This window comes from Corynebacterium sp. KPL1818, from assembly GCF_000478135.1.
GTDB classification, from domain to species: Bacteria; Actinomycetota; Actinomycetes; order Mycobacteriales; family Mycobacteriaceae; genus Corynebacterium; species Corynebacterium accolens.
Map to the genome: position 1 here is coordinate 507,401 of NZ_KI515760.1, position 16,659 is coordinate 524,059.

The following is a 16,659-nucleotide window of genomic DNA, read 5'->3' on the forward strand; positions in this document are numbered from 1 at the left end:
ACCGATGGAACCACACAAGACTAACGAAGGCGCGCTCTGGGGCGGCCGTTTCTCCGGCGGCCCTTCCGAGGCGATGTTCGCCCTTTCGGTTTCCACCCACTTTGACTGGGTGCTTGCCCCTTACGACGTACTCGCCTCGAAGGCGCACGCCAAGGTGCTGCACAAGGCAGGGCTGCTTTCCGATGCCGACCTCGACACCATGCTTTCCGGGCTCACCGAGCTCGGGAAGAAGGTAGCTTCGGGCGAATTTGTCCCAGCGCCCACCGATGAAGATGTGCACGGCGCCATGGAGCGTGGCCTCATCGACATCGTTGGGCCCGAGGTAGGCGGCCGCCTGCGCGCGGGACGTTCCCGCAACGATCAGGTCGCCACGCTCTTTCGCATGTGGGTGCGCGATGCCATCCGCGATACGGCCCTGCAGGTCTCCGAGCTTGTCGATGCCCTAGCGGATCAAGCCGCAGCGCACCCCAAGGCCATCATGCCGGGTAAAACTCACTCCCAGGCCGCGCAGCCGATCCTGCTTGCGCACGAGTTGCTGGGCCACGCCCAACCACTGCTGCGCGATATTCAGCGCCTGCAGGACTTGGATAAGCGGCTAGCCGTATCCCCGTATGGCTCGGGTGCACTCGCAGGTTCCTCCCTGCAGCTTGATCCAGAGGCCATCGCGGCGGAACTCGGCTTCGATTCAGCCGCTGAAAACTCCTTGGATGGCACCGCTTCACGCGATTTCGCTTCGGAGACGGCCTTTGTCTTGGCACAGATTGCCGTTGACATGTCCAGGCTGGCAGAAGAGATCATCTACTGGTGCACCCCGGAATACGGCTACGTCACCTTGGACGACGCATGGTCCACGGGCTCATCCATCATGCCGCAAAAGAAGAACCCGGATATCCCGGAACTTACCCGCGGCAAGACTGGGCGCCTGATTGGCAACCTCACCGGCTTGCTATCCACGCTGAAGGCACAGCCGCTGGCTTATAACCGCGACCTGCAAGAGGACAAAGAACCCATCGTGGATTCGGTAGCACAGCTCAACTTGCTGCTGCCGTCGATGACCGGGCTCGTGTCCACCTTGTCCTTCAATGAAGACAGGATGCGCGAGTTGGCGCCACGCGGATTCACCCTGGCCACCGACTTGGCCGAGTGGATGGTGCGCGAAGGCGTGCCCTTCCGTGAAGCCCATGAAGCTTCCGGCGCGTGCGTACGCATCGCCGAAGAGCGGGGAGTGGACTTGGTGGACCTCACTGATGAGGAACTCAAGGGCGTCGACAAGCGACTGACCCCAGAGGTGCGCAAGGTTCTGACCATCGACGGTGCCGTTGCTTCCCGCACAACAAAAGGCGGAACCGCCGGCGTCCGCGTTGCTGAGCAGCGCGAAACCGTCCGCCAGCATGCCGCCGCGGCGCGCGAGTGGGTGCAGAAGCCGCTGAGATAAACGGCGAAATCCTCTTTTTACCGCATGGTCTACGGCCATGCGGTTCTTTTATGTTTACCAACGGGGGTAGGAGAACGGCCCATTCCCAAGGTACTAACCGTGTTGTTGAACAAATTGGGGGTAGTGGTGACGTGGGTTACATAGTGTTGTGTTAATGTCTTTTCGAGGAATGAGACCTAGTACACGTATTCCTGCCAATGAAAGGACGATCTCTAAATGACTGAAAATTCTCCACCGTCTAGTACTGGGCCGCACGAGAATGAGAAGGCGGTTTTCGCATCGGAAGATCATGGCCTGCAAAAGGGGATGGGCAATCGCCAGCTACAGATGATTGCCATCGGTTCCGCGATTGGTACCGGTCTTCTTTTGGGTACTGGTAGCCGCCTGCAAACCGCCGGCCCGTTCCTAGCGGTGCTTTACCTCATCTGTGGTTTCTTCGGCTACATAATCCTGCGATCCCTTGGCGAGCTCATCGTCTACCGCCCAAGCTCCGGCTCTTTCGTCTCCTATGCTCGAGAGTTCTACGGCGAGAAGGCTGCGTTTGTTACCGGCTGGCTGTACTGGGGAAACTGGGCCATGACTCTGGTCGCGGATGGTACTGCGGTGGCCATCTACATCAAGTGGTTTAGCCAGTACACAACATGGCTTGACTCGGTACCGCAGTGGACGCTTGCCCTCGTCGTCATCTGCAGCATCTTGGTATTCAACATGCTTTCGGTGAAGATCTTCGGTGAGCTGGAATACTGGTTCTCACTGATTAAGATCGTCGCTCTGATTATCTTTATGCTCGTGGCCATCGGTGTTCTAATCTTTGGTCATCCGAGTGGAGACCCCACTGGCTTCAGCCTGATTTCTAGTACCGGTGGCTGGCTGCCTAATGGCTTGCTACCTGCCGTGATTGTCATCCAGGGTGTTGTCTTCGCGTATGCCGGCATCGAGCTGGTGGGAACTACCTCCGGTGAAACCAAGGACGTAGAAAAGCACATCCCGCGCGCGGTAAACAACGTGCTCCTGCGTATTTTGGTCTTCTACTTTGGCTCTGTTCTGCTGTTGACCCTAGTGCTGCCGTACACCAACTACGTGGCAGAAGTGTCGCCCTTTGTGACCTTCTTTGAGTCCCTTGGCGTTGGCGTGGCCGCTCCAATCTTCCAGCTGGTGGTTATTACAGCCGCTATTTCCTCGCTTAATGCTGGCCTGTATTCCACCGGCCGCATTATGTACAACATGTCTACCTCTGGCTCGGGCCCGAAGTTCGGTGCCCGTATGTCCAAGTCGGGCGTGCCCTACGGTGGCATCGTGATGGCAGCCCTTGTGGGCTTGGCAGGTGTCTTCCTCAACTATGTCGTGCCTGAGATGGCATTCGAAATCGTCCTCAACCTGGCTGCGTTGGGCACTCTAGCCTCGTGGGCTGCGGTTGCTCTATCTCACCTGAGGTTTATCCAACTATCCAAGAGTGGGCGTTATACTCGTCCTGGGTACCGCTCACCATTTGGTCAAGGCGGAGACTGGGCGGTACTGATCTTCATTGGCTTGGTAATTATCCTGATGGCCTTTGATTATCCGATCGGAACCTATGCGCTTGCATCGACCGTGCTGCTCATTCCGGTCTTTGTGGCAATGTGGTTTGCATGGCGCGAGCGGATCCGCACTATTGCGGAGGAGAGGAAGGCAAAGCACCTGCCAACCTCGAGCTTCCCTGCCGCACCACAAACAGACCTTCACTCCAAGAACTAAGAAAGGAATTCTTATGAACCACGCTGTTAAGTTTGTAGACGTCGAAAATATGGCGCGCTGGATTCAGCGCGAAGGCGTAGAGAACATCATTACTGGAATGGTGGATTACCTCGAGGCTGACTACCGCGAATGGGAGCGCTTTGACAAGATTCCGCGCGTTGCCTCCCACACCCCGTTCGGCGTCATCGAGCTGATGCCTACCTCTAACGGTAAGGAGTACTCCTTCAAGTACGTTAACGGTCACCCGTCCAACCCTGCTCGCGGTTACCAGACCGTTACCGCATTTGGTGTTATCGCTGACGTCGACAATGGTTACCCGACCTTCGAAGCAGAGATGACCCTCCTTACCGCGCTGCGCACCGCCGCCACCTCCGCCATGGTGGGCAAGCACCTTGCGCGCAAGGATTCCAAGCGCATGGCGATGATTGGTGCTGGCTCGCAGTCCGAGTTCCAGGCACTGGGCTTCCGTGGCGTCATGGGCATCGAAGACATCACCATCTACGATATCGATCCTGAGGCAGTGGAAAAGTTCAAGCGTAACTTGGAGCCACTTGGCTTTAATATCACCGCCTGCTCTAGCGTCGACGAGGCTGTGTTGGGTGCAGATATCATTACCACCTGCACCGCAGACAAGGCTCAGAACCAGATTCTTGCTGATCGCCACGTTGCCCCAGGCGTACACCTCAACGCAGTCGGCGGTGACTGCCCAGGCAAGACCGAGCTCGAGAGCTCCATCCTGGACAAGTCCAAGGTGTTCGTGGAATTCCCTGAGCAGACCCGCATCGAGGGCGAAATCCAGCAGAAGCCGGAAGACTTCCCGGTCGTGGAGTTCTACCAGGTGCTCACCGGTCAGGCCACCGGCCGCGACGATGATGAGCAGATCACGCTTTTCGATGATGTCGGATTCGCCATCAATGACTTCTCCGCGCTGCGTTACCTGCGCGATTCCGTCAAGGGCACCGACTTGGAGTCCGAGATCGACATCATTGCCAACCCGGACGATCCCAAGGATCTGTTCTCCTTGGTCGCTAACGTCCCGTCCCTGCTTTAAGGCACGGGTGGGGCAGAGGGGCTCAACTTCTCCCTCTTCCTCGCAAAGGTGAGACGTACTATCCCTAGAAGTTGCAAGAGGTTCTTGTCTTCCTGCAAGACAAGGACCCTTTGTCATATTCGGATGCTTTGCGCTAGCTAGTGCTCCGGCATCCCGTGGAATGTGGCGGGCTGGCTCTTTATGCCACCTGCAACGTTGTGCAACGTAATGTTACGCTGTTCGGCTTCCTCAGCGAAGGCCGAGATGAAGCTGGCCGATCGCTTGCCGGAGGCGCAGTACACCCAGGCGTCGCTAAGCCCCGCGCCCTGCAGGTAATCGAGCAGGGAGCGCGCTGCCTCTGGATCTTCCTGCCACACGGAGGTTGGTAAGTGGCAATGCCTCGCGGTGGCGTCAAAAAAGAAATCATCAATGGCGGCTTCCCCTGCTTCGCGCACATCGATTGCCGCGGCGCCCTCGCGCAGTTCGTCGAACATCACGGCGGCATCTTCGGTCCCCAGCACGGCACAGGCAGCGCCACCGTAGTCATGCTGCAGCTGGGTGGTTAGCTCACGTGCTGGGTCGTGGGGCACGCGGAAGTGAGTGATGGAGGAAGTCAGGGCATCGTAGATGCTCAACAGACCTACCCGGTCGCGGTTCATGCCGGTGGCGAACTGGATTAGCTCGGTCGACATCAGGCCCGCGACCACGCTTGTGGTCACGCCCAGCACGCCGGCGGTGGCGCAATCCGGCACGGAATCGGGATCGGGTTGCAGGGGATAGAGGTCCCGCATGCCCACGCCCGATTCGGCACCGGGTCCAGACCACCACACTGCGCAGTCGCCGCGAAATCGCAGCACCGAGCCCCATACCAGCGGGGTACCCGTGATCTCCGCAGCATCGGCGGCGAGGAACTTGGTGGCAAACGTATCGGAACCATCCACCAGGATGTCCACTCCACGGAGATAATCCACGGCGTTGTCGGCGGTAAGGCGGTCGCGAATCGCATGCACCACGATGCCGGGCTGCAGCTGTTCGAGCTTTTCGGCGGCGACGTCCACCTTGGATCTACCCACATCCTGGGCGCCGAATAGGATCTGGCGGTGGATATTGGTCAGATCCACCGTGTCGTCGTCGATAACAGAAATCTCGCCCACACCGGCGGCAGCCAGTTGCTGCATCAGGGGGCATCCCAATCCGCCAGCGCCGATGACAAATACGTGGGTGCCGTGCAGCGCTTCCTGCTGGGCGATGCCAAAACCGGGCAACAGGGTCTGGCGGGCCACTCTATGCAGCTCTTCGCGGGGCAGTTGGCTCATTACAGGACCTTGTCTTCCCAGCTCGCCAATCCTTCAAACGATGATGACGCCACGGCGTGCTGCCTTTTCGGAATGCGCCCAGCTTGGCGGGCCAACCGGCCGCCTTCCACGGCGTATTTCATTGCAGTCGCCATCGCCAGGGGATCCTGGCAGCGGTTGATGGCACTGGCTAAAAGCACGCCATCGCAGCCCAGCTCCATGGCCAGTGCAGCATCGGAGGCCGTGCCCACACCGGCATCCAGAAGCACGGGAACCTGGGTGCGCGAACAGATCAGCTCAATATTGTGCGGGTTCAGGATGCCTAGACCCGTACCAATCGGCGAGCCCAAAGGCATCACCGCATCCACGCCCACGTCTTCTAGCCGCTTGGCGATGACCGGATCGTCACTCGTGTATGCCAGCACCACGAATCGTTCAGCAACCAGCATCTCGCACGCATCCACGAGCTCCACCACGTCCGGTAGAAGCGTGCGATCATCCGCGATCACTTCTACCTTCACCCAATTGGTGCCCAGCGCCTCGCGGGCTAGCTTGGCGGTTGTTACGGCATCGCGGGCGGTGCGGCACCCGGCAGTGTTGGGCAGCACGTTAATGTTCAACCGTTGTAAAAGCTCGAAGATGGATTCCCCACCGGTGCTAGCGCTCGTGGCACTGTGCCGACGCATGGCGACGGTGGTGAGCTCCGTACCGCTGGCAACCAGGGATTGCTCCAGCATGTCCTGGCTGCTGGCCCCGCCGGTTCCCATTACTAGATGCGAATCGAATTGTTTATTTGCAATAGTAAGCATCGGAGATTCCTAACCGCCCTGTACGGCGATGAGGATATCCAATTGGTCGCCGTCGGTAACCTCATGAGACCAGTTGCTGGCGGGGATCACGTCGCCATTAATGGCTACGGCCACGCCCTTTGGCGAGGCATCGCCAGTTTCTGCTTCTACAATGGCGCCCACGGTGATCGGCCCATCGCTATTGCGGGGCTCGCCATTAAGTGTGTAGTCCATGGTGCTTATTCCTTTCTTGTGTGGCTATCGGGCGTGGCGTAGCGGATCGCAGGCCGAGATGTCCATCCCCGGGGACGTGCCCAATCCCAACTGAGCACCCACCTTAGCCCCCAGGGCGGACAGGAGGATTCCGTGGCGGAAGTACCCGGTGGAGATCACTAGCCCGTCGCGTACTTTGCCCAGGTAAGGTAGGTCATCGGGGGTGCCTGGCCGGGCTCCAACGATCGCTTCGATGAACTCGCAGTCCTCCAGTCCCGGAACCACGCGGATGGCATCGCGAAGGAGCGTGTGCACACCGTCCACAGACGGGCCCTTGCGGTTGTCTTCGCGGCTGGTGGCACCGATAGCGATGGTGCCGTCGGTGCGGGGAATAACATACACCGGCCGATCCTCCACGAATGCGCGCACCACTCGGGTGGTTGGCGCTAGCTCCTCTGGTACCCGCAGCCGCAGCATGTCACCCAACACCGGCCGTAGCGCTAGGGGATTGGCACCCTCGAACCAGCCATCCACGTCCTTGGCGCCCAGCCCGTTGCAGAGGTAGATCATGTTGGCAGTGACCATGGGGGCATCGGCAAGCTGCACATTTTGGCCGTCGATGCGCGTTGCTGCCGTGGACAGAAAGCGAACCCCGGCGTGCTGCAGGTATTCCAGCAGGCACGCGCTGAACATGCGCGGGTTGATCTGATGATCGCCCGGGATTTCCACTGCGGCGGCCAGTTGGGGGCTGAGCCCAGGCTCTAGCTTTCGTGCTTGCCGCAATGGCAGTGCGTGGGCATCCATGCCGTGTTTCTGCTGTAGCGCCAGCAGCTCGCGGATGTGCACGCCATCGGCGCGGTCGGCGCCTACCACCAGGGTGGATTCACGGCGATGCCCGGTCGGTGCGGTGGTTTTCGCACTCAACCTGATTAGCAAATCCGGGAACATCTCGCCCGAAGCAACCATCAGCGGGTACAACGGCTCTTGCCGGTATTGCACCTCCGCCACCGGAGCCAGCATGCCGCCGGCCACGAAAGTGGCACCGCTAATGGGGTGGGGATCGATCACCACGATTTCCTGTGGGTCGACACCCGCATCCACCAGCTCGAATGCGGTGGTAAGCCCGATGATTCCCGCGCCAATGATGGCGTGCTCGGCATTATGCATGTGAACCTGTGGCTGCATTCGCGCGGTCGAAAGCTCGGACAACCGTGGTCGCCAGCGCAGACGAATCGTGGGAGTCCATGAAGGCGCGCACAATCGCGACACCAGCCACACCGGTTTTGGCCAGCGCTTCGGCGTCGGTGGCTTGCACGTCTCCAATCGCCACCACCGGAACGGCCGAAGCCGCGACGAGCGGGGGATAGCCTTCCAACCCCAGCGGGGCTCGACCAGAGGATTTCGTGGGCGTGGGGCGGAACGGCCCGGCACCGATGTAGTCGATCACATCGGCGTACTCGTTGGCACCCTGCACGAGCTCGAGGGTGCCGGTGGTCAACCCGATGATCGCATCCTCGCCAAGGATTCGTCGTGCCAGGCGCGGATCCAGGTCGTCCTGGCCGATGTGTACGCCGTGGATATTGTGGTTACCCATCAGCGCGGCGGCCACGTCGACTCGGTCATCGATAAGCACCCGCGTTGCTGGATTGGCCTCTTCGACCGCCGCCGCCACGTCGATAGCAAGCGCGGTCAGATCGCGCACGCTAATGGGTTTGCTGCGAACTTGAATCACGCCCGCGCCACCGGCTGCTGCCGCTGCGGCAACCTGCACGACCTTCTCCTGCGGTACACCCGTCACGTGGTAACACCGCAGATCCAGTTGCTTAGCGCGCACTGTGTCCCGCTGCTTCCTTTTCCAGATCCTCGGCTACTTCTTTGGCCTCGCTGCGGTTCAGATACAGCTTGGAGCCCGCACGACGGAACTCCTCGGCCATTTCTTCTTCGCCTTCAGCATTAGAGAAGTGCTCTTCGTCCACGCTCTGGCGGCCGAAGCCAGGCAAGCCGAGGTCCTTGACTAGCGATTGCTCTCGGTCAGTGGCCAGCGCCTCGTCGATCTTCTCGCCGAATGCGTCGCGGATATCCTGGCTGATGCGCATGGAGCAGAACTTCGGTCCGCACATCGAGCAGAAATGGGCGGTCTTCGCCGGCTCCGCGGGCAGGGTTTCGTCGTGGTAGGACTGGGCGGTATCCGGGTCCAGGGACAGGGCGAACTGGTCGTGCCAACGGAATTCGAAGCGAGCCTTGCTCATCGCATCGTCCCACTCGTGGGCGCCAGGGTGGCCCTTGGCGACGTCCGCCGCGTGCGCGGAGACCTTGTAGGTAATCACGCCGGTCTTCACGTCGTCCTTATTCGGTAGGCCGAGGTGTTCCTTCGGGGTGACGTAGCACAGCATTGCGGTACCACCCATCGCGATATTGGCCGCACCGATGGCGGAGGTGATGTGATCGTAGCCAGGAGCAATATCGGTAACCAGCGGTCCCAGGGTGTAGAACGGAGCGCCGCCGCACCATTCCTGCTCCTTTTCGTTGTTGACCTGCACCATGTTGAGCGGCACGTGGCCTGGGCCTTCGACCATGACTTGAACGTCGTACTCCCATGCGCGGTGGGTCAGCTCACCGATGGTCTTCAGTTCAGCGAACTGGGCTGCGTCGTTGGCATCGGCGATGGAGCCGGGGCGCAGGCCATCGCCAAGCGAGAACGCGACGTCGTACTTGGCGAAGATCTCGCACAGCTCGTCGAAATTCTCGTACAGGAAGGATTCCTTGTGGTGCGCCAGGCACCAGCCGGCCATGATGGAACCGCCGCGGGAGACGATGCCGGTCACGCGCTTGGTGGTCAGCGGGACGAAGGGCAGGCGCACGCCGGCGTGGATCGTCATGTAATCCACGCCCTGCTCGCATTGCTCGATCACGGTATCGCGGAAGATTTCCCAGGTCAGGTCCTCGGCCACGCCGTCGACCTTCTCAAGGGCCTGGTAGATCGGCACGGTACCGATCGGCACCGGAGAGTTGCGCATGATCCACTCGCGGGTGGTGTGAATGTCGTTGCCCGTGGATAGATCCATTACGGTATCTGCGCCCCAGCGGGTAGCCCAGCGCAGCTTGTCCACCTCTTCGCGGATCGAGGAGGTCACGGCGGAGTTGCCGATATTGGCGTTGATCTTCGTATTGAAGGCATTGCCGATGATCATCGGCTCTGACTCCGGGTGGTTGATGTTATTCGGGATGATTGCCTTACCGGAGGCAACCTGCTCGCGCACCTTTTCTACGTCGCAGTGCTCGCGCAGTGCGACGTATTCCATCTCCGGGGTGATAATACCCTGGCGGGCGTAGTGCATCTGGGTTACGCGCTTGCCTTCCTTGGCTCGCAGCGTCTCGCGGCTTATACCCTTCCACTCATCGCTGGCCTCGCCACGCTTGAGGGCGCGGTTACCGTCGTCCAACAGGTTGCGGCGCCGGCCCTCGTAGGCCTCCACATCGCCGCGAGCTTCGATCCACTCGCTGCGCAGAGCCTCTAGCCCCTCGGTCGGCTCGGCCCACGGGCCGCGTGTGCGGTAGAGCTTCTGCGGCGCGTTCGGGCCAGTCGGGGAATCGTCTAGCTGAACCTCGGTCTCCGGCACCTGTAGGGTGAAGGTCTTGCCGAAGGATTCCACCTGCTTTTCGATGGGGGCGAAGCTGTGCTTCGGGTGGATTTCCGCACCGTACTCGTCGTTCGGGATGGTAGTACGGGTGTGCTGGGCAGACGTATCCGTCATAGTTGACTCTCCTCATTCTTCCTTCGCTGGTTCTAACCAGGCAGGTTCTAGCGGTACTCGCGCAGGTGTACAGCGCGATCTCAGCTCGATACCTCGAGCGCCCGTGTTCGGTTGCGCCTTCCACTGTAACGCACACCACGCGAGGGTGAAGTTATGGGTTAGGCGATTGACCGAGGGGACATCGGCAAGCAACATCAGGGAGTCACTAAATAGCTTGTCTGGGGTACGGGTTAGACTAAGCAGCATGATCGATCAGAAGCTCCTAGAGATCCTCGTGTGCCCCATCGACAAGCAGCCGCTGGAGGATCACGGCGACTATTTGGTGAACCCAAGGCTGAACAAGGCCTATCCGGTACAGGATGGTATTCCGGTCATGCTGGTCGACGAAGCCGTGGACTGGCCCGGCGAGTACTGCCCACTAGCTCCGAACGAGTAGAGCCCCGCGCTCTGCAAAGAAAAACAACCCCACAGAGAACAAATAAAAGGGAACACCTTCGTATGAGCAACAACACGAACATCATCGACGAACTGCAATGGCGCGGGCTGATCAACCAGTCCACAGATCTGGAGGCATTGAAGGAAGCCGCAGAGAGTCCGATCAGCTTGTACTGCGGTTTTGACCCGACGGGAAGCTCGCTGCACGCTGGCCACCTCGTGCCGCTGATTATGCTGAAGCGCTTCCAACGCTTCGGCCACCGTCCCATCGCGCTGGCCGGTGGCGCGACGGGAATGATCGGTGACCCGCGGGATGTCGGAGAGCGCTCCATGCTCTCGGAAGAGCAGATCGCAGAGAATATGCAGGCAATCAAGGACCAACTTGAAGCCTTCGTGGACTTCACTGAGGCGGGCGAGTCCGCAATTCCGGCGGTGATGGTGAACAACGCGGACTGGACTAGCCAGATCAACGTCATCGAGTACCTACGCGATATCGGTAAGAACTTTTCGCTGAATACCATGCTGGACCGCGATACGGTCAAGCGCCGCCTGGAATCCGACGGCATTTCCTACACCGAGTTTTCCTACATGCTGCTGCAGGCAAACGACTTTGTGCACCTGCACAAAGAGTACGACTGTGTGCTGCAAATTGGCGGTGGCGACCAGTGGGGAAACATCGTTTCCGGCGTCGATCTGAATCGTCGCGTGAATGGTGCGAAGGTCCACGCCCTGACGGTGCCGTTGGTGACAGATGCCGAGGGCAATAAGTTTGGCAAGTCCACCGGCGGCGGCAAACTGTGGCTGGATCCACAGCTGACCAGCCCGTACTCCTGGTACCAGTACTTCATTAATGCTGGCGACGCGGTGGTTATCGACTACCTGCGTTGGTTTACCTTCCTCACTCAGGAGGAGATCGCAGAGCTGGCACGCAAGGTAGAGGAGGAACCCCACAAGCGTGAGGCGCAACGCGTATTGGCACGGGAGATGACCACCCTGGTGCACGGCGAGCAGGCCACCGAAGCAGTGGAGCTGGCTTCCCAGGCGTTGTTTGGTAAGGCAGAGCTGCAGGATTTGGACGAGGCCACGTTGTCTTCCGCATTGCAGGAAACCGAGATTGCCGAGGTCGGCCCAGAGGCAACGATTCTGGATCTGCTGGTTGAGGCGGGACTGGAAAAATCAAAGGGTGCTGCGCGCCGCACCGTGGGCGAGGGCGGCGCTTACGTGAATAACCAGCGCATCGAGGACATCGAGTGGTCGCCGAATTCCAACGATCTGCTGCATGGTTCGTGGCTCGTGTTGCGTAAAGGCAAGAAGCGTTTCGCCGGAGCACGGGTTGTGAATCCTTCCTAGGAGCGTCAGCTTAGCTGTTAACTGATCCCTTGGTAATCGCGTTTTGCGCTTTTACCTGGGGATTTGTGTGTTTTTCGGGGTTGGGTGTAACTTTATCGAAGTCGCCGAGAGGTAGCCGGTTGGTTACTTTTGAGTGACTTTTTGTACTGACTTGGCTCGAGGATTTGACTTTGTTCAGGTTGTTGGGTAAGTTGGTACGAGCCGCCGCTGAGAGGTTAACGTTTGGTTAATCTTCTTGTGGTGTGTGGATGTTGTTTGAGAACTCAATAGTGTGCCAATGTACTTATTTTTTATTTTTGTGTGCATGGTTGTGTGTTGATTGGTCTGTTGGCCGGCGAACCTAATGGTGGTTTGTTGGTTGGTGTGTGCCGGTAAGGTGTTGGAATACGCATCTTTTTGAATACTGTTTAGTGTTTCGGCTGCATTGATGGATTGGTTGGCATGTGATTGTGTTCAACTTTTTGTCTCCCTTTTTTGCCCCGTCGGGTTGGGGAGGCAGTATATTTTTTCTTTGCAGTAATTTTTGGACGCCAGCATGGGCCTGCTTTTGTGGGTTTGTGGTGGTTTGTTCTTTTGGTTAGGTTTGGGCTTTTCACGGCCTTTTCAGTGTTTTGCTGAAATTCTTTTTGTGGAGAGTTTGATCCTGGCTCAGGACGAACGCTGGCGGCGTGCTTAACACATGCAAGTCGAACGGAAAGGCCCTGCTTGCAGGGTACTCGAGTGGCGAACGGGTGAGTAACACGTGGGTGATCTGCCCTGCACTTCGGGATAAGCTTGGGAAACTGGGTCTAATACCGGATAGGAGCCATCTTTAGTGTGGTGGTTGGAAAGTTTTTTCGGTGTAGGATGAGCTCGCGGCCTATCAGCTTGTTGGTGGGGTAATGGCCTACCAAGGCGGCGACGGGTAGCCGGCCTGAGAGGGTGTACGGCCACATTGGGACTGAGATACGGCCCAGACTCCTACGGGAGGCAGCAGTGGGGAATATTGCACAATGGGCGCAAGCCTGATGCAGCGACGCCGCGTGGGGGATGAAGGCCTTCGGGTTGTAAACTCCTTTCGCTAGGGACGAAGCTTTTTTGTGACGGTACCTAGATAAGAAGCACCGGCTAACTACGTGCCAGCAGCCGCGGTAATACGTAGGGTGCGAGCGTTGTCCGGAATTACTGGGCGTAAAGGGCTCGTAGGTGGTTTGTCGCGTCGTCTGTGAAATTCTGGGGCTTAACTCCGGGCGTGCAGGCGATACGGGCATAACTTGAGTGCTGTAGGGGTAACTGGAATTCCTGGTGTAGCGGTGAAATGCGCAGATATCAGGAGGAACACCGATGGCGAAGGCAGGTTACTGGGCAGTTACTGACGCTGAGGAGCGAAAGCATGGGTAGCGAACAGGATTAGATACCCTGGTAGTCCATGCCGTAAACGGTGGGCGCTAGGTGTGAGGGTCTTTCTACGACTTTCGTGCCGTAGCTAACGCATTAAGCGCCCCGCCTGGGGAGTACGGCCGCAAGGCTAAAACTCAAAGGAATTGACGGGGGCCCGCACAAGCGGCGGAGCATGTGGATTAATTCGATGCAACGCGAAGAACCTTACCTGGGCTTGACATACATCAGATCGCTGCAGAGATGTAGTTTCCCTTTGTGGTTGGTGTACAGGTGGTGCATGGTTGTCGTCAGCTCGTGTCGTGAGATGTTGGGTTAAGTCCCGCAACGAGCGCAACCCTTGTCTTATGTTGCCAGCATTTGGTTGGGGACTCATGAGAGACTGCCGGGGTTAACTCGGAGGAAGGTGGGGATGACGTCAAATCATCATGCCCCTTATGTCCAGGGCTTCACACATGCTACAATGGTCGGTACAACGCGCTGCGACACTGTGAGGTGGAGCGAATCGCTGAAAGCCGGCCTTAGTTCGGATTGGGGTCTGCAACTCGACCCCATGAAGTCGGAGTCGCTAGTAATCGCAGATCAGCAATGCTGCGGTGAATACGTTCCCGGGCCTTGTACACACCGCCCGTCACGTCATGAAAGTTGGTAACACCCGAAGCCGGTGGCCTAAACGTGTTAGGGAGCCGTCGAAGGTGGGATCGGCGATTGGGACGAAGTCGTAACAAGGTACCCGTACCGGAAGGTGCGGGTGGATCACCTCCTTTCTAAGGAGCTTTTATTTTGGCTGCAGTTGCAGCCATGACCCACAGTTGTGGGTTGCCCACTGTTGTTTGATGGTGGGTTGGTGGTTGAGTAGGCGAGTGTTCTGCTGCCACCGATGTTTGGAAATTCCGGGTAGGACATACACCTTAATCAGCAGGTCTAAGTGTTGAGACAGTGCTTTGTGACATGCGTAAAAGTGTCCATGTATACGAAAATGAGTGTTGATTGTACGTTGGTGCATTGTTGGGTGTCTGGGGCATTATCCCCTTTTGTGTGTGCCTGACTGGTTGATGAGCGTCGTCTGTTGTGGTGGTGTTTGTTGCTGGTTGGGGTGTTGTGTGAGAACTGTATAGTGGACGCGAGCATCTCACATGATGCCACTTGTTTTTGTGCTTGTGGTGTCTTGTGTGTGATGTGATTTTTCTTTTTGTTTATTTTGTCAAGTTCACTTGTTGCCACTGCATACGGATTGTGTGACCTTTGTGTTGTGTGGTTTGTGTGTGGTGGTTGGTGTGTTCGTTATTTAGGGCACATGGTGGATGCCTTGGCATGCTGAGCCGATGAAGGACGTGTAAGGCTGCGTTAAGCCTCGGGGAGTTGTCAATAAAGCGTTGATCCGAGGATGTCCGAATGGGGAAACCTGGCCCTGGTTATGTGGGGTTACCCTTCAGTGAATTCATAGCTGTTGTGGGGGTTACGCGGGGAAGTGAAACATCTCAGTACCCGTAGGAGGAGAAAATAATAATGATTCTGCTAGTAGTGGCGAACGAACGTGGATGAGGCTAAACCGTGTGCATGTGATACCTGGTAGGGGTTGTGTGTGCGGTGTTGTGGGGCCTAGCTTTGTGTCATCTACCAGTGGCACGCCCTGTGCATTGTTGTTAGGTGAAGTGGTTTGGAATGATCTACCGGAGTAGGTGAGAGTCCTGTAGCTGAAGATGATGATGTGGGGGTTGTTGGGTTCCCGAGTAGCAACGGGCTCGTGGAATCTGTTGTGAATCTGCCGGGACCACCCGGTAAGCCTAAATACTCAGTGTGACCGATAGTGGATAGTACCGTGAGGGAATGGTGAAAAGTACCCCGGGAGGGGAGTGAAATAGTTCCTGAAACCATGTGCTTACAATCCGTCAGAGCACCTGTTTGTGTGTGATGGCGTGCCTTTTGAAGAATGAGCCTGCGAGTCAGCGGCATGTCGCGAGGTTAACCCGTGTGGGGTAGCCGTAGGGAAACCGAATCCTAATGGGGTGATAAGTGGCATGTCCTGGACCCGAAGCGGGGTGATCTACCCATGGCCAGTGTGAAGCAGCTGTAAGAGGTTGTGGAGGCGCGAACCCACGTAGGTTGAAAACTGCGGGGATGAGCTGTGGGTAGGGGTGAAAGGCCAATCAAACTCCGTGATAGCTGGTTCTCCCCGAAATGCATTTAGGTGCAGCGTCGCATTTAGCTTGGTGGAGGTAGAGCGACTGGTTGGTTGAGCGGGACTACAATCTTAGCAATGTCAGCCAAACTCCGAATGCCATCAATTGTGTTGTGCGGCAGTGAGACTGTGGGGGATAAGCTTCATAGTCGAGAGGGAAACAGCCCAGATCGCCGGTTAAGGCCCCTAAGGGTGTACTAAGTGGAAAAGGATGTGGGATCGCGAAGACAGCCAGGAGGTTGGCTTAGAAGCAGCCATCCTTGAAAGAGTGCGTAATAGCTCACTGGTCGAGTGGTTCTGCGCCGACAATGTAGTGGGGCTCAAGTACACCGCCGAAGCCGCGGCAAGCAACATACGTTGTTTGGGTAGGGGAGCGTCGTGCATGGGTGGAAGCGTTACCGTGAGGAGGCGTGGACTGTGTGCGAGTGAGAATGCAGGCATGAGTAACGAATTGTAAGGTGAGAATCCTTACCGCCGGATGACTAAGGGTTCCTGGGTCAAGTTCGTCTTCCCAGGGTGAGTCGGGACCTAAGGCGAGGCCGACAGGCGTAGTCGATGGATAACCAGTTGATATTCTGGTACCCGTACATGTGCGCCCATGATAAAGCACGGATACTAACCACTGCGGATACGCTACCTGTTCACTTTTTTGAGTGTTGGTGGTGTTGATGTCGTGGGGCCTGATGTGTGGTTCAAGTGATGGGGTGACGCAGTGAGGTAGCCGCGCCACTTATTGGATTGGTGGTGTAAGCGTGTAGGCCGTGTGGTAGGTAAATCCGCCGCACTTTGTGGTTGAGGCGTGATGCGTAGACCCTAAAAGGGTTGATGGTGGTGATCCTGTACTGTCGAGAAAAGCCTCTAGCGAGTGTGTGTATGGCCCGTACCCTAAACCGACACAGGTGGTCAGGTTGAAGATACTAAGGCGTTCGGGTGAACTGTGGTTAAGGAATTCGGCAAAATGCCCCCGTAACTTCGGGAGAAGGGGGGCCCTGTGACGTGAAGACCTGTGCGGTTGGAGTGTTGTGGGGTCGCAGAGAATAGAGGGAAGCGACTGTTTATCAAAAA

Annotated in this window: 11 protein-coding genes, 2 rRNA genes and 1 riboswitch (1 of these 14 running past the window's edge); of the genes, 7 read left to right on the plus strand and 6 right to left on the minus strand. The window is 57.7% G+C overall.

Annotation, left to right across the window (positions count from 1 at the left end; genetic code table 11):
- The first annotated feature begins 4 nt into the window (after nucleotides 1-4).
- The 3 genes from argH (at nucleotide 5) to HMPREF1261_RS12005 (ending at nucleotide 4,220) form a co-directional block, all read left to right on the plus strand.
- A complete protein-coding gene (gene argH / locus HMPREF1261_RS11995) occupies nucleotides 5-1,435 on the plus strand; it encodes an argininosuccinate lyase (RefSeq protein WP_023031146.1) in 1,431 nt (476 codons plus the stop codon).
- 216 nt (nucleotides 1,436-1,651) lie between these two features.
- Nucleotides 1,652-3,169: an amino acid permease gene (locus HMPREF1261_RS12000; RefSeq protein WP_023017897.1), complete on the plus strand. Its 1,518-nt coding sequence runs from the start codon at nucleotides 1,652-1,654 to the stop codon at nucleotides 3,167-3,169.
- A gap of 13 nt (nucleotides 3,170-3,182) precedes the next feature.
- Nucleotides 3,183-4,220 carry an ornithine cyclodeaminase gene (locus tag HMPREF1261_RS12005; protein WP_005280341.1) on the plus strand — a complete coding sequence of 346 codons (1,038 nt, stop codon included), beginning with the start codon at nucleotides 3,183-3,185 and terminating at the stop codon, nucleotides 4,218-4,220.
- Nucleotides 4,221-4,357: 137 nt separating this feature from the next.
- Here HMPREF1261_RS12005 and HMPREF1261_RS12010 read toward each other — a convergent pair whose 3' ends face one another.
- Genes HMPREF1261_RS12010 through thiC form a run of 6 tightly spaced genes read right to left on the minus strand, consistent with a single transcriptional unit; the run spans nucleotide 4,358 to nucleotide 10,250 of the window.
- Nucleotides 4,358-5,515 carry a ThiF family adenylyltransferase gene (locus HMPREF1261_RS12010; protein WP_023031147.1) on the minus strand — a complete coding sequence of 386 codons (1,158 nt, stop codon included), beginning with the start codon at nucleotides 5,513-5,515 and terminating at the stop codon, nucleotides 4,358-4,360.
- Nucleotides 5,515-6,303 (minus strand): thiazole synthase, encoded by a 789-nt coding sequence (locus tag HMPREF1261_RS12015; RefSeq protein WP_023031148.1) that lies wholly within the window; start codon nucleotides 6,301-6,303, stop codon nucleotides 5,515-5,517. The genes HMPREF1261_RS12010 and HMPREF1261_RS12015 overlap by 1 nt, the downstream gene beginning before the upstream one ends.
- Before the next feature lie 9 nt (nucleotides 6,304-6,312).
- On the minus strand, nucleotides 6,313-6,516 hold the full coding sequence (gene thiS, locus HMPREF1261_RS12020; protein ID WP_023031149.1) for a sulfur carrier protein ThiS: 204 nt from the start codon (nucleotides 6,514-6,516) through the stop codon (nucleotides 6,313-6,315).
- Between the two features lie 24 nt (nucleotides 6,517-6,540).
- Nucleotides 6,541-7,662, minus strand: coding sequence for a glycine oxidase ThiO (thiO, locus tag HMPREF1261_RS12025; RefSeq protein WP_023031150.1), 1,122 nt, complete (start codon nucleotides 7,660-7,662; stop codon nucleotides 6,541-6,543).
- A complete protein-coding gene (locus HMPREF1261_RS12030) occupies nucleotides 7,655-8,329 on the minus strand; it encodes a thiamine phosphate synthase (protein WP_023031151.1) in 675 nt (224 codons plus the stop codon). The genes thiO and HMPREF1261_RS12030 overlap by 8 nt, the downstream gene beginning before the upstream one ends.
- A complete protein-coding gene (gene thiC, locus HMPREF1261_RS12035; protein ID WP_023031152.1) occupies nucleotides 8,319-10,250 on the minus strand; it encodes a phosphomethylpyrimidine synthase ThiC in 1,932 nt (643 codons plus the stop codon). Before thiC ends, HMPREF1261_RS12030 begins: the two co-directional genes overlap by 11 nt.
- Before the next feature lies 1 nt (nucleotide 10,251).
- Nucleotides 10,252-10,365, minus strand: a riboswitch (TPP riboswitch).
- 129 nt (nucleotides 10,366-10,494) lie between these two features.
- Between thiC and HMPREF1261_RS12040 the strand changes: the two genes are divergently transcribed.
- The 4 genes from HMPREF1261_RS12040 to HMPREF1261_RS12055 form a co-directional block, all read left to right on the plus strand.
- Nucleotides 10,495-10,686 (plus strand): Trm112 family protein, encoded by a 192-nt coding sequence (locus HMPREF1261_RS12040; RefSeq protein WP_023031153.1) that lies wholly within the window; start codon nucleotides 10,495-10,497, stop codon nucleotides 10,684-10,686.
- A 62-nt stretch (nucleotides 10,687-10,748) separates the two neighbouring features.
- Nucleotides 10,749-12,035: a tyrosine--tRNA ligase gene (gene tyrS, locus HMPREF1261_RS12045; RefSeq protein WP_023031154.1), complete on the plus strand. Its 1,287-nt coding sequence runs from the start codon at nucleotides 10,749-10,751 to the stop codon at nucleotides 12,033-12,035.
- Between the two features lie 625 nt (nucleotides 12,036-12,660).
- A 16S ribosomal RNA gene (locus HMPREF1261_RS12050) occupies nucleotides 12,661-14,179 on the plus strand.
- 510 nt (nucleotides 14,180-14,689) lie between these two features.
- Nucleotides 14,690-16,659: ribosomal RNA gene (locus HMPREF1261_RS12055) — 23S ribosomal RNA — on the plus strand; it runs 1,106 nt beyond the window's last position.
- The 16S and 23S rRNA genes sit together here, the layout of an rRNA operon.